General features: G+C 37.4%; 13 protein-coding genes. 3 read left to right on the top strand and 10 right to left on the bottom strand.

Annotation, left to right across the window (positions count from 1 at the left end):
- Positions 1–245: 245 nt before the first annotated feature.
- The 8 genes from ACK3CR_RS18290 to ACK3CR_RS18325 all read right to left on the bottom strand — a co-directional run bounded on the left by ACK3CR_RS18290 (position 246) and on the right by ACK3CR_RS18325 (position 9,123).
- Positions 246–1,196, bottom strand: coding sequence for a S8 family peptidase (locus tag ACK3CR_RS18290; RefSeq protein ID WP_488975903.1), 951 nt, complete (start codon positions 1,194–1,196; stop codon positions 246–248).
- Between the two features lie 88 nt (positions 1,197–1,284).
- A complete protein-coding gene (locus ACK3CR_RS18295; protein WP_167555104.1) occupies positions 1,285–1,425 on the bottom strand; it encodes a hypothetical protein in 141 nt (46 codons plus the stop codon).
- Between the two features lie 216 nt (positions 1,426–1,641).
- The gene (gene pruA / locus ACK3CR_RS18300) at positions 1,642–3,189 is read right to left on the bottom strand and encodes an L-glutamate gamma-semialdehyde dehydrogenase (RefSeq protein ID WP_488975904.1); all 1,548 of its coding nucleotides are present in this window, start codon (positions 3,187–3,189) and stop codon (positions 1,642–1,644) included.
- A gap of 171 nt (positions 3,190–3,360) precedes the next feature.
- Positions 3,361–4,617 carry a dicarboxylate/amino acid:cation symporter gene (locus tag ACK3CR_RS18305; protein ID WP_243519005.1) on the bottom strand — a complete coding sequence of 419 codons (1,257 nt, stop codon included), beginning with the start codon at positions 4,615–4,617 and terminating at the stop codon, positions 3,361–3,363.
- Positions 4,618–4,825: 208 nt separating this feature from the next.
- Positions 4,826–6,691: a PTS fructose transporter subunit IIABC gene (locus ACK3CR_RS18310; RefSeq protein WP_243519001.1), complete on the bottom strand. Its 1,866-nt coding sequence runs from the start codon at positions 6,689–6,691 to the stop codon at positions 4,826–4,828.
- 12 nt (positions 6,692–6,703) lie between these two features.
- On the bottom strand, positions 6,704–7,621 hold the full coding sequence (gene pfkB, locus ACK3CR_RS18315; RefSeq protein WP_243518998.1) for a 1-phosphofructokinase: 918 nt from the start codon (positions 7,619–7,621) through the stop codon (positions 6,704–6,706).
- Positions 7,618–8,370, bottom strand: coding sequence for a DeoR/GlpR family DNA-binding transcription regulator (locus ACK3CR_RS18320; protein WP_243518995.1), 753 nt, complete (start codon positions 8,368–8,370; stop codon positions 7,618–7,620). The genes pfkB and ACK3CR_RS18320 overlap by 4 nt, the downstream gene beginning before the upstream one ends.
- A gap of 189 nt (positions 8,371–8,559) precedes the next feature.
- Positions 8,560–9,123 carry a superoxide dismutase family protein gene (locus ACK3CR_RS18325; RefSeq protein ID WP_243518993.1) on the bottom strand — a complete coding sequence of 188 codons (564 nt, stop codon included), beginning with the start codon at positions 9,121–9,123 and terminating at the stop codon, positions 8,560–8,562.
- Positions 9,124–9,316: 193 nt separating this feature from the next.
- On the opposite strand from ACK3CR_RS18325, the gene ACK3CR_RS18330 reads away from it, so the two are divergent.
- Positions 9,317–10,846, top strand: a complete 1,530-nt coding sequence (locus ACK3CR_RS18330) for a UDP-N-acetylmuramoyl-L-alanyl-D-glutamate--2,6-diaminopimelate ligase (RefSeq protein ID WP_488975905.1) — start codon at positions 9,317–9,319, stop codon at positions 10,844–10,846.
- Positions 10,847–10,877: 31 nt separating this feature from the next.
- Here ACK3CR_RS18330 and ACK3CR_RS18335 read toward each other — a convergent pair whose 3' ends face one another.
- Positions 10,878–12,251, bottom strand: a complete 1,374-nt coding sequence (locus ACK3CR_RS18335; RefSeq protein ID WP_243518986.1) for an aspartate kinase — start codon at positions 12,249–12,251, stop codon at positions 10,878–10,880.
- 260 nt (positions 12,252–12,511) lie between these two features.
- Between ACK3CR_RS18335 and ACK3CR_RS18340 the strand changes: the two genes are divergently transcribed.
- Positions 12,512–13,105 carry a YhcN/YlaJ family sporulation lipoprotein gene (locus ACK3CR_RS18340; RefSeq protein ID WP_243518984.1) on the top strand — a complete coding sequence of 198 codons (594 nt, stop codon included), beginning with the start codon at positions 12,512–12,514 and terminating at the stop codon, positions 13,103–13,105.
- Positions 13,106–13,139: 34 nt separating this feature from the next.
- On the opposite strand, the gene ACK3CR_RS18345 is transcribed toward ACK3CR_RS18340, so the two are convergent.
- Positions 13,140–13,553, bottom strand: coding sequence for a hypothetical protein (locus tag ACK3CR_RS18345; protein WP_488975906.1), 414 nt, complete (start codon positions 13,551–13,553; stop codon positions 13,140–13,142).
- 182 nt (positions 13,554–13,735) lie between these two features.
- On the opposite strand from ACK3CR_RS18345, the gene ACK3CR_RS18350 reads away from it, so the two are divergent.
- Positions 13,736–14,530, top strand: a complete 795-nt coding sequence (locus ACK3CR_RS18350; RefSeq protein WP_488975907.1) for an N-acetylmuramoyl-L-alanine amidase — start codon at positions 13,736–13,738, stop codon at positions 14,528–14,530.
- Positions 14,531–14,557: the final 27 nt, after the last annotated feature.

The following is a 14,557-nucleotide window of genomic DNA, read 5'->3' on the forward strand; positions in this document are numbered from 1 at the left end:
TAGATGAAAGAGTCTCTTTTTTCACAGCGAAAAAAAATGGTAAAATAGGTGCCCATGCTAATTTTACTCTTCTTCAAAATAAGACAGCTAGCCTTCTAGCGCCTTATGTAGATTGTATTTATCAACGTAAAAAAGTAAATTTCCGCCTAATAATACAACACTTTTTAAACAGAAAAAATAAATAAGGAGTATAGTTCTACGTTAAAAACCATAAAAAAAGCCTAAACAAAAGTTTAGGCTTTTTTTTACTCTTCTTTTGTTGAAGCAACTTCTTCGAGCGTCTTATGCATCTTCAAAAGTCCATGTCCTTCTCCGCTCCGGTCATTTCCAAGTGAAACAGTGTGAGAAATAAGACGTTCATAAAGCTCAGGCTCTTTGATATCTTTGCCGTAATCTTGTTTCCATTTGTTTGCTAAAAGAGCTGCTGCTCCTGCAACGTGCGGAGTAGCCATTGATGTTCCACTCAATACGGCGAATTTCCCTTTTAGATAGGTTGACAAAATTTCCTCTCCTGGAGCTACTAGATCAATTTTGTCATTTGTATTGCTAAATTCAGAAAGCTGACCGCGTAAATTCACAGATCCGACTTGAACCACTTCCTCATATGCCCCTGGATACGCGTACTCATCTGTTTGATCGTTTCCATCGCCTTCATTTCCAGCTGCACAAACAACTAAAATGTTTGCTGCAACAGCTTCTTGAACAGCTTTGTGAAGAGCTGGATCATCTTGTGGTCCACCTAGAGACATTGAAATAATACTTACTTTTTCTCCTTGTTTTCCTCTCCACTCTACTGCATATTTAATAGCCTTTATAATCCAGTCTGTTTGCCCCATCCCTTGTTTATCGAGAACTTTAAGAACAAGCAACCCTGCTTTTGGTGCTACACCTACAACGCCCATATCGTTTTCCATAGCAGCAATCGTCCCGGCAACATGCGTGCCATGGCCGTTATAGTCTTTTACATTCTCTTTTGTATCATCTTCTGTAAAGTTATAAACATCAACAATTTGGTCTTTTAAGTCAGGATGATCTACTTCACATCCTGTATCAAGAACAGCAACAATAACTTCTTCTCCTCTATATCCTTGCTGCCATACAAGCGGTGCATCAATAAGGCGAACCCCTGGCGGTACCTCATTTGATGATTCACGAACTTCCTGTACTTTAAAAGGAATTAAGCCGACTTTAGCCATCTTTTTCTCCCCTTTTCCAAATGATTTTTTATACTTTACGATGAGATGGGACGCACACTCTTATTTCCTTAACTTCTCTAAAGATGCTCTACAAAAATCGCCTCTTTCGTTTTGGTTTCTTTTTAATATTTTTCATACTTTTCATATTTTTTACGCCGATTGTTATCGTGGTAAAAGTCGTAGCGACTAGTGCGAACAGCTGCAGAAACTGCTCTAACCACGCTAGCACAATATCTCCCCCCTTCTTATAAAAAAGCACCCGCAAACAGCTTTATGATTAATGACTGCTCGGGGCGCTTTGTTCTATAAAGAATTGAATATAATGATAGGAATAAAATGTGCGTCTTATTAAAATTTTAACATATACTGATAATTCAAACAAGTATAATTTTTCAATAAATACAAGCGAATGTAATCTTAGCATGCGCTTATATTTATTCATCTCTTAGAGCATTTCACTAATTGTTTTAGGGAGCATGTGTAAAGGAAGATAATCTGGACCTCCTGCTTTAGAATCTGTGCCAGACATGTTAAAGCCACCAAATGGATGATATCCAACAATCGCTCCTGTGCAATTTCGGTTGAAATATAGATTTCCAACATGAAAGTGACCTTTTGCATACTCCAGATGTTCGCGGTTATTTGAAAAAACGGCTCCTGTTAATCCATACTCCGTATTGTTTGCTATTTCAATAAGCTCTTTAAAGTCTTTTCCTTTTGAAAAGGCTAAAACAGGACCAAATATCTCTTCCTGCATAATCCGTGCATTTGGATCAACGTCTGCAAAGATTGTTGGATCAATGAAAAAGCCTTTTGAATCATCGCTTTTCCCTCCATATACAAGACGTCCTTCTTCTTTTCCAATTTCAATATAATCTGTAATTTTATCAAATGAACTTTGGTCAATAACAGGTCCCATGTATGTTCTCCCATCTACAGGGTCTCCTACTTTTTTAGTTTCTGCAATTTTTACCACTTGTTCAACTACGCTATCGTATACATCCTCATGGATAACCGCTCTGGAACCAGCAGAACATTTTTGTCCTGAAAAACCAAAAGCCGAAACAAAAATTTCTTCTGCTGCTGCCTCTAGATCTGCACTTTTATCTACGACTACTGTATCTTTGCCTCCCATTTCAATAATGGAGCGCTTCAACCATTTTTGTCCTTCTCTTACTTGTGAAGCTCTATTATAAATTCTTATTCCAACTTCACGAGAGCCGGTAAAACTAATAAGATGTGTTAACGGATGGTCCACTAAATAATCACCTACTTCACTACCGCTTCCAGGGCAAAAGTTGACAACGCCTTTCGGTATCCCTGCTTCTTGCAGAATGTCAATAAAAGCCCGAGCAATAACAGGAGTGTTTGAAGCTGGTTTTAGGACAACCGTATTTCCTGTCACAATAGGAGCAACTGTTGTACCAACCATGATTGCAAAAGCAAAATTCCACGGAGGTATAACTACTGTTACCCCCATACTTGTATAAATATATTTATTTTTCTCTCCATCTCTGCTTTTTACGGGCGCTCCGTCTTTTAAGCGAATCATTTCCCGACCATAATACTCCATAAAATCAATGCCTTCTGCAATGTCTGCATCTGCTTCCTTCCATGGTTTTCCTCCCTCTTTAATAAGAAGCGCTGTTAATTCCTTTTTTCGCCGGCGTGTAATAGCTGCTGCTCTAAATAAAAGCTCTGCTCGCGCTTCTGCATCCCACAAACGCCAACTTTCAAAAGCATGGTGAGCAGCCTGCATCGCGTCCTCTGCTTGCTCCTTACTCGCTTTTGAAACATAACCTACTACTTCCTCTTTGTTAGCAGGGTTAAGAGAAGTAATCTCTTCATCTGTTTCAACATTTTTTCCATCAATTAATAAGCTATGTTTTTTACCTAAATAGCTTTTTATATGTTCAAGAGCTTGTTCCATCTCTTGATAGTTTTTCTCAATTGAAAAATCAGTAAATGGCTCATGCGAATATTCCTTAATCATCTTATCTACCCCTTTGCTATTTATTGAATTCCTTTCATCCTTATAAACTCATATAACCTCCTAACCTATAATTAAACATATATTTTTCTAACAAAAAAATGCTTGTTTGTCTTGCATCCATTTCCTGTAAAAAAAGACTTCCTATTATAATGGGAAGTCTTTTTGTTGAGATTAATTTTTCATATCAAGTGACTCATCTAAATGTAAACGTCCTTTTTGTTCTTCAGACTTTGTAATATACATCGCACACGCTGCGTCTCCTGTAATATTAACAGCGGTTCTCACCATATCAAGAAGACGGTCTACTCCGATAATCAATCCAATTCCTGCTACAGGCAAACCAACAGATTCTAATACCATTGCTAACATAATTAAACCTACACCAGGAACGCCTGCTGTTCCAATGCTTGCAAGTACAGCTGTTAATACGACCATAACAAGTTGTGAAAATGTTAGGTTTACATCGTAAACTTGGGCAATAAATACGGTTGCAACCCCTTGCATAATAGCTGTTCCATCCATATTAATTGTTGCACCAAGCGGTTGTACGAAACCACTGATTGCTTTTGGAACTTTCAATTCGTTTTGTGCCGTTTTCATACTAAGTGGTAAAACGGCATTACTGCTTGATAAGCTGAATGCAACTGTTGCTGCCGGGAAAAATTTCTTAAAAAACATAAGCGGATTGTATTTTCCTAAAAATGCAACAGCTGCTCCGTAAACTATGAAAAAATGAAGAGCTAAAGCAATTAATACAACACTCATGTAAAGTCCCATTGATCTGATTGCTTCCCAACCTTGTGAGCCTGAAGCTGTCGCGATTAAACCAAATGTACCATATGGAGCAAACTTCATTACAATGTTTACTAAGTACATCATAAGTTCGTTTCCTTGCTCTACTATTTTTAACATACCTGCTGTTTTCTCTCCTAATACTGCAAGCCCTACTCCAATAAATACAGCAAAAAAGATAATTTGTAACATTTCGCCACTACTCATAGCAGCAATAGGGTTTGATGGAATAATGTTTAAAAGAGTCTCTACAAAGCCTGGTGTTTTTTCAGCCTCAAATCCTGGACTTGATGAAGCATCAACATCCATTAATTTACCAGGCTGAATGATAGACGCAAGAGTAACCCCTATTGTAATCGCTAAAGCGGTTGTAATAAGAAAAAAGGAGATTGTCTTGGTTCCAATAATACCAATCTTTTTAGGATCACCAAGCCCAGCTACTCCTAAAATAATCGAAAAAAGAACAATTGGGACAACTAACATTTGAATAAGTTTTAGGAAAATCTGGCCTAACGGGACAAACAAATACTTATTGACCCCATCAAAAGCATCTGGAGAGATCATGTGTAAGGAAATTCCTACAATCGCCCCCAAAACTAAAGCTACAATAATTTTTACTGTTAAGTTAGATTTCATCTCTATTCCCTCCTTCATTTTAAAAAATTGATTTTTAATATTCAGAAAATTTTAATTAATTATCCTTCCTCACTTTCCGCACATTCTATCATATTACGTGCTGTTTTTACTATATCACATAGAACAAACGGAAACATACAAAAATAGTCATTAAACACCATTTTCTAACAAAAAGAGTCGTTCTTCCTAAAGAAGAACGACTCTTTGTTTATTCACTTTTTGTTTTCTTTAATATCCCTACAAGTAACGCTGTTACAATCGCTCCGATTACAACTGCTAATAGATATAGAAGTGCGCTTCCTTGCACAAATGGGAAGACGATGATTCCACCGTGTGGCGCAAGAAGCTTAATATGAAACGCCATTGTTAAAGCCCCAGCAGTTGCTGCACCCACAACTGCAGCTGGAATAACGCGAAGTGGATCTGCTGCTGCAAACGGGATTGCTCCCTCTGTAATGAATGTTAAGCCCATGACATAACACGTTTTTCCTGTATTACGTTCTTGTTGTGTAAACTTTTTACGGAAAATTGTTGTTGCAAGTGCCAAACCAAGTGGCGGTACCATTCCACCAGCCATAACAGCTGCATGTGGAGCATAGTTTCCAGCATCAATCATTGCAATACCAAAGGCAAATGCTGCTTTGTTGATTGGACCGCCCATGTCAATTGCCATCATTCCACCTAATAGAATACCAAGGAAAACTAAGCTTCCTGTACCAAAACCGCCTAACCAGTTTTGAAGACCTGTGTTAATTGCTTCCACAGGACCATTGATTACGTAGACCATAATAAGACCCGTAATTAACATTCCTAAAAACGGATAAAGAAGAACAGGTTTTAATCCTTCTAATGACTGTGGTAAACCTTTTAAGGCACGTTTAATTCCTAATACAACATAACCTGCTAAGAAACCTGCAATAAGTCCACCTAAAAATCCAGCGTTTGCTGTGAAAGCTAAGTATCCACCAACCATACCTGGAGCTAGACCAGGACGATCTGCAATACTCATTGCAATATAACCTGCTAAAACAGGGACTAATAGTTGGAATGCGTTTTCAGCCCCAATTTGATTTAAAACTTTTGCGAATGGGTTGTTAATTCCGCCATCTTGATCAATACCAAACAAGAAAGAAATAGCAATAAGAAGTCCGCCACCTACAACAAACGGAAGCATATTTGAAATTCCGTTCATTAAATGCTTATAGAAAGCATTTCCTTTCTTTTCAGATGAACCCGATTCTTCACTTTTATCACTGCCACCGTTTCCTTGATACGTACTTCCTTCACCTCTAGATGCTTTTTCTAAAAGCATCTGTGGTTCACGAATGGCACGAGCTACAGGAACCTGGATAATTTTTTTGCCTTTAAAACGTTCCATTTCAACTTGCTTATCAGCTGCAACGATAATTCCTGCTGCATTTTCGATATCTTCAGAAGTAAGTGCATTTTTAACACCTGTTGAGCCGTTTGTTTCAACTTTAACATTCATATTTAATTCTTTAGCTTTTGCTTTTAAGCTATCAGCTGCCATGTACGTATGAGCAATTCCTGTTGGACAGGCTGTAACAGCTAAAATTAATCCTTCTGAAGGTTGTTCAACTTCTTCTTCGCCTTCTTCTTCTCTTTCTTTTGCATCAATTGCTGCAATCACTTCGTCTTCTGAAGATGCATGAAGAAGCGCTTCACGGAAATTCGCATCCATTAGAAAAGAAGAAAGTCTTGATAATGTCTCAAGGTGAGCATTATTAGCTCCTTCTGTTGCCGCAATCATGAAAAATAAATGTGCATTTTGACCGTCAAGTGACTCATAATCTACACCTTGCTTTGATACACCAAAAGCAATTGCAGGCGTATCAACGGAACTTGTTTTTGCATGTGGAATAGCGATACCTTCGCCAATTCCTGTTGTACTTTGTGCTTCACGAGCTAAAATTGCCTCTTTGAACCCTTCTCGGCTTGATAAACGTCCTGCTTCATCAAGTTTACCAACTAGTTCATCAATTACATTAGCTTTTTCTGTACTCTGAAGCGATAAAATAATCGTATCTTTTTTTAGTAAATCTGTAATCTTCATTTTGTTTCCCCCTTACTCATCCATACCTGTAACATGAATCTGCGGTAGTAACGATTCCATATGGTCTTTCGTACAAAGTTCAATTGAAAATGCTGTTGCACTTCCTGTAGCTGCTCCAACTTGTAATGCTTTTGCAAAATCCCCGTCTTTCACATAACTAGCTAAGAAACCGGCTACAAGAGAATCGCCTGCACCAACTGAATTTTTCAGTTCGCCTTTTGGAACATTGGCTCTGTAGACATTATCTTTTGTAACAAGTAAAGAACCTTGTCCAGCCATTGAAACGATAACGTTCTCAGCTCCCATGTCCATTAATTTTCTTGCATATGGTACAGCTTCTTCAGCTGTTTGAATACTAACATCAAAGAGTTCACCAAGTTCGTGATGATTTGGTTTAATGAAAAATGGTCCTTCTTTTACGATATCTAATAAGTCTTTTCCGCTTGTATCTACAACAACGCGCGCGCCCTTTTTACGGGCTAGCTTTGTTAGCGTCACGTAAATATCTTTCGGTGCAGAACTTGGAATGCTTCCTGCTAAAACAACAAAGTCTCCTTCTTCTAATGAAGAGAACTGTTGATACAATGCCTGTAAATTCTCTTCAGTTAGCGTTGGGCCTTGTCCATTAATTTCTGTTTCTTCATCTGCCTTAAGCTTAATATTAATGCGTGTATCTTCATTAACTTCCACAAATGCCGTTTTTGTGCCTTCTTGTTCAAGAATATCTTTAATATACTGGCCTGTGAATCCACCTGTATAACCAAGTGCTGTACTTTCTAATCCAAGGCGATGCAAGACACGCGAAACGTTAATTCCTTTTCCCCCTGGATGTTTTGTATCAAATGAAGTTCGATTTAATCCACCTAAGTCAAATTCCTTCACATGAACAACATAGTCAACGGAAGGATTTAATGTACACGTATAAATCATGTTGTCACAACCTTTATATCTGTTTTTTCTTTTAATAGAGCTTTTTGTTCATCTTCTAGTTCATTTGTAATGACAACGGCTTGGTTTAAATCCGCAATTTTAGCAAAACTCACTTCTGAGATTTTTGTCTCATCTGCCAAGATAAAGCTTTCTTTTGCAAGATTTATAGCACATCGTTTAACCATTGCTTCTTCTGGATCTGGTGTTGTATATCCATAAACAGCATCAACACCGTTCGCTCCAATAAATGCTTTATCAAACCTGTATTGCTTTAGACTTTCAAGCGCATTAACTCCGATTAGGGCCCCTGTTTTATGTTTCACAGCTCCTCCGATAACAAAAAGAACAATTTCATTTTGTACTAAGTGAGCTACATGGGGTAATCCGTTCGTCACTACTGTGATATCTTTATCAGTTAAAAACGGAATCATTTCATATGTGGTTGTTCCTGCATCTAAGAAAATACAGTCGCCAGATTCAATTAGGCTTGCCGCATAGTGAGCGATCTTTCGTTTTTCTTCAATGTTTCGAGCTGATTTTTCAGCAACACTCATCTCAAACGCTTTTTTACGAAAAAGGGTTGCCCCTCCATGTATGCGTTTGAGTACGTTTTCTTCTTCAAGCTGACTGAGATCTCGCCTTATTGTAGACTCAGAAGCGCCTGTTATATGAATTAGTTCACTAATTTTAATTGTGTCTTTTTCTTCTAAGAGATTTAAAATTAACTCATGTCGCTCTTGTGTTAGCATGAAGATATCGCCTCTTTCAAACGCTTTCATCTTTTGCTTAACTTAATTTAACATGAACATCTTTCAAAATCAATCATTTTCTATCAAAAACCGTCAAAATTATTCAGGTAAACGTTCATAATCTTTCACCGCGGATTGCTCTACCTTTTTACAAAAGAAAAAGAGTGCAGGCAAACTGCACCCTATCATTTATTTTTGAATAACTCCACATGCAATTCTACTTCCTGCATCTCCGGCAGGATTTGTTTTGTTATCATCTGCTTTCTCGTGAATCATAAGAGCACTGCCATCTTCATCAAACAGAGAGTTCTCTTTTCCTTCTTCTAATGTAACAAGAGGAGCTACCACTTTTACATCTACCTTACCGTTCTGGTCAACTTCAATATTTGGCAAATCCCCTGCATGCGGGCCCTTCGGATTGTCTAACCCGTGTTCTTTATTATAAGGATTAAAATGACCTCCAGCAGATTCAAATCCAGCTCCTTTACATTCCCCTTTTTCATGAATATGAAATCCATGTACACCTGATGGTAAGTTCTCCGCTTTCAAGTGAATGGTAACCCCGTTTTTACCTTCTGTTAACGTGGCTGTTCCAATTGTATTCCCATCAATATCTTTCAGTTTTGTTTTATACATATCTTCGGCTTTTTCACTTACTTCTATAGAATTGTGATGCTGTGTTTCTGTATTTGCTCCACTGCACGCTGTTAAAAAAAGGATACTCAACAAAAAAACGTGAATGCTTTTATTCATGGAAAAACTCCTTTTTCTGTTGTCACGTTCAGTTTGCATCAAATCAACTTTTTTTAAACCTTTTTACTATTTCTTCGTTGAAGTAAATCGGTTTCATAAAGGATGCTTTCGGGAAAGTGGAAACTATCTTTTTTGAAATATAGAATCCAAATATATTTTTACGCCGTTAGCTTAATATGAAACGAAATATCTCATGACCGTAAACAGCATGATCGCATACTTTTTTAGAGACATCATAATAAGAGGGAGCATTACTTTTCATAATCACAAAGATAGCCTGCCATTTCAAAGCCTTTATGGACCTTTAGAAGGAACCGTTTCTTCTATCTCCTACGATTCTCGAAACGCACGAAAAAACACAGCGTTTTTCTGCCTGCGTGGCACAAACTGCGATGGACATCTTTTTATTAAAGGAGCGATAGATAACGGAGCTTCGTTAATTGTTGGAGAAGATGAAAAAATCTTACGCCATTTTTCTTATCAATATGATCATATTACCTTTTTAAGCGTCAAAGATTCAAAAAAAGTGATGGGTCTTTTCTCTTCCTCCTTCTATCATCATGCTGATCAAGCCTTAACAACTGTTGGTATAACAGGAACAAATGGAAAAACAACGGTTACCGCATATGTACGCTCTCTATTAAATAGAGTTGGAATGAGGACAGAGTCAATTGGAACAGCTGGTATTTGGGATCATGAAAAAGAACTTAACTTCACTCACACGACCCACACAACCCCTGAAGCACCTGACCTTCATGAAACTTTTTCTCACTTTGTTCAAAAGGGATTAAAAACAGTTTTAATGGAAGTAACCTCTATCGCTATTGAGCAAAAACGAGTAGAAGGGATTTTATTTGATATAGCCGTTCACACGCATTTAACGCCAGCTCACCTTGACTTTCATAACAGCTTTGAAGAATACAAAAAGGCAAAGCTGAAGCTTTTTACACGTGCTAAGAAAGCTGTTGCTAATCTAGATGATGAGGGAATGAGCAAAGACATTTTATCTTTATTTAAAGGACAAGTTATTACATATAGTATGAAACAAAAGGCAGATGTTTTTGCTAAGGTCATAAAAGTAGAGAAAACGGGGACAGTCTTTCAATTGCATGTCTACGGAGATAACTACCTTGTCAAAGCTCCCATTCATGGAGATCATAATATCGCGAACTTTCTTGCTGCTTTCTCTGCATGTCTTCTTATGAAAATATCGATACAAGATCTTTTAACAGCAGCAAACTTTATTACAGGCCCTGAAGGAAGATTCCAGCTCCTTACCAATTATCCAAGTCACCAAATTATTCTAGATTATGCACATACACCCGAAGCATTAGAAAGTCTTGTTAAAGCTGTTAAAAATCTTCCCCATAAACGTTTGATTTTGATGGTAACAGGCGTTGGACTAAGAGATCCAAAGCAGCGTCCCTTCATTGGAAAAGCTGATGAAATCGTCGTTACTGTTGATCATCCTGGGCCACATAATAGAAGAAACATTGTAAATGATGTGATGAAGGGCTTTTCTTCTTCATCTTCCGTTCATGTTGAACTTCATCGCGAATGCGGTATTCATAAAGCTCTTTCACTTGCGGATAAAGATGACCTTATTGTACTAACTGGTCTTGGTTTTGGTGGCTATCAAGTCATTGGAAAAGAAAACGTTCCATACTGTGAATACGATGTAATTCATCAATATTTCAACAAAGAACAAAAAGTTCTCGTATAAAAAAGAGCGGTCAATTTTGACCGCTCTTTTTTTATAAAGTTAACGCTGATACAGGTTGTTCAAAATACGCTTTGTACAGAGATTGCACAGCCTTATTTAGTTCTGTTTCTTTTACGCCAAACATCATGCTTACTTCTGAAGATCCTTGGTTAATCAGTTCAAGGTTTACTCCCGCTTCAGCGAATGCATTTGTTGCTTTAGCTGCCACTCCAACAGAGCTTGTCATCCCTTCTCCTACTACCATAATTAAAGCTAAACCGTACTGGACTTTCACATCATCAACCTTCAGCTCTTTTTGAATGCGTTCAAGCACTCTTTCTTCTTTTCCATTTGTAAGCTGACATTTTCGCAAAATAATAGACATATCATCAATGCCAGATGGCGTATGTTCATAAGAAATCTGTTCATCTTCTAAAATTTGTAGCAGTCGACGTCCAAAACCAATTTCTCTGTTCATTAAATATTTTGAAACATAAATGCTACAAAATCCTTCATCACTTGCAATTCCTGCCACCTGTTGTTTTAAATAATCACGCTCTGCTACAATTAACGTCCCTGGCGCTTGTGGGTTGTTCGTATTTTTTACACAAACAGGGATTTTTTGACTTACAACAGGATGAAGAGCTTCATCATGGAAAACAGAAAATCCTGCGTAAGATAGCTCGCGCATTTCTCTATACGTAATTTCCTTAATATCTTTTGGCTTTTCTACAATTGTAGGATTGACGCACACGATAGAATCTACATCTGTAAAGTTTTCATACATTGTTGCTTTTACACCCGCTGCTACGATGGAACCCGTAATATCAGACCCTCCCCGCGGGAATGTTACAATATTTCCTTGTTCTGAGTAGCCAAAAAATCCGGGAATAACTAGAATTTCTTCTCGTTCTCTTAGATTGGCTAGCTCTCTATACGATTGTTCTAGAACTTGAGCATTTCCTGGCTCGTCTGTTACAAAGATGCCCGCTTCTTTTGGATTTACATATTGCGCTTTTAAACCTAAGCTTTGGAGATAAAAAGCCATAAGCCTTGCATTATTGTCTTCACCACTTGCTTTTACACTATCTAACAGACGGTTAGCGTCGTCTTTGTATGTATCAATAATGTCTTGGAGATTTTCTGCGATTTCATCACAAATATAACTTTTTAGCTTCAAGCCATCTGCAATTTCTTTATAACGCACAATAATTGCTTTAAACTCTTCCGCATAGGAATTTCCTGTTAAAATTTGGTTTGTCAAAGCAATGAGCAAATCTGTCATCTTTATATCGTCTTTAAATCGTTTTCCTGGAGCAGAAACTACCACAATACGTCTCTCCTGATCCGCCATGACGATATCCGCAACTTTCATAAATTTTTCTGCACTCGCAACAGAGCTTCCACCAAATTTTGCTACTTTCATTCCTCATACACCTTCTTCAATAGATTGTTTACAATGCTGAAATAAAATATTGTTACTATCATAGCACAAATTTTCAAAAAATTAAGCTTTTATTGAAAAAAACTTTCAAAAATTCCACCAGAAAAGAACAAATGTATTTATTAAAGGTACAAAAACGTTTTTCTTTTACTTTTCATGATATATTTTTTCATCCTTTGTATAATGTGCACCTTTATGACGCAAATTAACAAACGTATCAATACTACAAAGGAGTGAACACTTTGAAATTTTCTATTTTTACTCTTGGTGCTGTTCTTCTTCTAGCAACAGGCTGTGGAGCAAACGACAACCAACAAGGTCAAGGCGGGATGGACAATAATGCGCGTGACGTTCGCTACAATGCTGATTATGATCGCGGCATGAACGATGCAACAGATAACAATATGAATAACTATGATATGAACGATGCTGGTCCTTACCAAATCAATAACGACGATAATAACAATAACAACAATGACAACGACGACAACAATAATAACGACGATATGCGCGTTGATCAGAACTTAAAAGGAAAAATTGAAAATATTGATGGAGTAAAAACAGCTCACGTCATTGTAACAGGCGAAAATGCTTACGTTGCTACTGTATTGGATAACAACCAAAAAGGTGAAATTACAGATAAAATGAAAGAAAAAGTGCGCAATGTAGTGAAAAAAGCGGACAATAATGTTGATGAAGTGTACGTATCTTCAAACCCAGACTTTGTAAAACGCATTGGTGGTTATGTAAACGACATTCAAAATGGCAAACCTGTTGAAGGCATTGGACAAGAGTTCTCAGAGCTTGTACGTCGCGTCTTCCCAGAAGGTCGCTAAACAATTACGCCTCATTCATTAAGAATGAGGCGTTTTATTGCCAGATTGGATAAAGACTCACCGTAACAAGCGCAAGACAAATGGCAAATCCAATTAAATAGAGCACGTTAAATAGACTTGTTAGACAAAGCAGCCCCCATTTCGAAACTCCTTTACTCGTAAAAGCCACATAGAAAAAACGATAATCAATCAAAAAAAGCAACAAAAAAGAACCAATGAAATAAAAAGGAAGTACCCAATCCCCTAACGCTGTTACGCCACTTTTATTCAGCCACTCATGCTCTGAAAGACCATAATAGCCTGTTTTATAGCGAATTAAAAAAACACCGCTTAAAAAGAGAAGAAAAAGCCCTGTAAAAACTCCCCCAACTTTTAACTTAACGTCTCTTTTCATTCCAATGAGAAATGAAAAGCTCGCCGCAAGGTATAAAGAAGCAGCAAAAACCATCTCTTTCACTCCTTTTACTTCTATTATATTGTCCACTCTTTTTTTTAGACGTTTTTTCTATTTGTTTTAGACAAAAGAAGAAAAAATAGTGAAAAAACTCTCTTAATCTAGTTGTTTTATCTACGCTTACTCTCTTTTTCTTTCATACGATACGGTAAGAGACAATGAAAGGAGATGACACAATGCTAAAAGTATTCATTGATCCTGGCCATGGTGGAACAGATTCAGGAGCTACAGCAAATGGAATTGTTGAAAAAGAGGTTAACCTATCAATAGCCCTATTCCTTCGAGAAATCCTCGTTCTTAATTATGAAAACGTGCAAGTTAAAATGAGCCGTGATCATGATGTGTTTATCCCTCTATATGATCGGGTGAAAAGCGCTAATAACTGGAATGCCGATCTTTACATTTCCATTCATTGTAATGCGAGCAGCATTAGAACAAGAAGAGGATACGAAGATTTCGTTTACACAAAATCTACTAACAGTCTCGAATTACAGGATGTTTTACACGGGTCTATTACCAGAACAATTACCATCCCAGACCGAGGACAAAAAAAGGCTAATATCTTCGTACTAAGAGAAACTAATATGCCTGCTATCCTTACTGAGAACGGCTTCATTTCTAATGTAGAGGATGCAAAACTTCTCCAAGATAAGACCTACCTAAAAATGATTGCTAGAGGGCATGCACAAGGAATTGCTGCATTTTTCAATCTGCATCCAACTGTTTCTGAGATAATGTACTATCGTGTTATAACAGGAAACTTTAAGACAGAGAAAGAAGCTCTTATCAGGAAACAAGAGCTTCTTGAAACAGGTATCGAAACTTTCATCCTCATTGAGAAAGAAGATGAAAATAAAGAGTATTCCGTTGTTTCTGGAAGCTTTCAATCGTTTCAAAAAGCACATGAATTTGTGCAAGTGCTACAAGAAAAGGAGTTTAAAAGTTTTATCGTTACTGTAATAATTCAGTAGTTGAACACACTCTTCATGTTTAACAAC

This window comes from Priestia sp. TRM10, from assembly GCF_057808375.1.

Excerpts from the sequence above, each read along its gene's own strand:
- pruA (WP_488975904.1), bottom strand. The coding sequence starts at position 3,189 with ATGATTAAGGAATATTCGCATGAGCCATTTACTGATTTTTCAATTGAG.
- ACK3CR_RS18345 (WP_488975906.1), bottom strand. The coding sequence starts at position 13,553 with ATGGTTTTTGCTGCTTCTTTATACCTTGCGGCGAGCTTTTCATTTCTC.
- ACK3CR_RS18290 (WP_488975903.1), bottom strand. The coding sequence starts at position 1,196 with ATGGCTAAAGTCGGCTTAATTCCTTTTAAAGTACAGGAAGTTCGTGAA.
- ACK3CR_RS18330 (WP_488975905.1), top strand. The coding sequence starts at position 9,317 with ATGACCGTAAACAGCATGATCGCATACTTTTTTAGAGACATCATAATA.
- ACK3CR_RS18320 (WP_243518995.1), bottom strand. The coding sequence starts at position 8,370 with ATGCTAACACAAGAGCGACATGAGTTAATTTTAAATCTCTTAGAAGAA.
- ACK3CR_RS18305 (WP_243519005.1), bottom strand. The coding sequence starts at position 4,617 with ATGAAATCTAACTTAACAGTAAAAATTATTGTAGCTTTAGTTTTGGGG.
- ACK3CR_RS18335 (WP_243518986.1), bottom strand. The coding sequence starts at position 12,251 with ATGAAAGTAGCAAAATTTGGTGGAAGCTCTGTTGCGAGTGCAGAAAAA.
- ACK3CR_RS18310 (WP_243519001.1), bottom strand. The coding sequence starts at position 6,691 with ATGAAGATTACAGATTTACTAAAAAAAGATACGATTATTTTATCGCTT.
- pfkB (WP_243518998.1), bottom strand. The coding sequence starts at position 7,621 with ATGATTTATACGTGTACATTAAATCCTTCCGTTGACTATGTTGTTCAT.
- ACK3CR_RS18350 (WP_488975907.1), top strand. The coding sequence starts at position 13,736 with ATGCTAAAAGTATTCATTGATCCTGGCCATGGTGGAACAGATTCAGGA.
- ACK3CR_RS18325 (WP_243518993.1), bottom strand. The coding sequence starts at position 9,123 with ATGAATAAAAGCATTCACGTTTTTTTGTTGAGTATCCTTTTTTTAACA.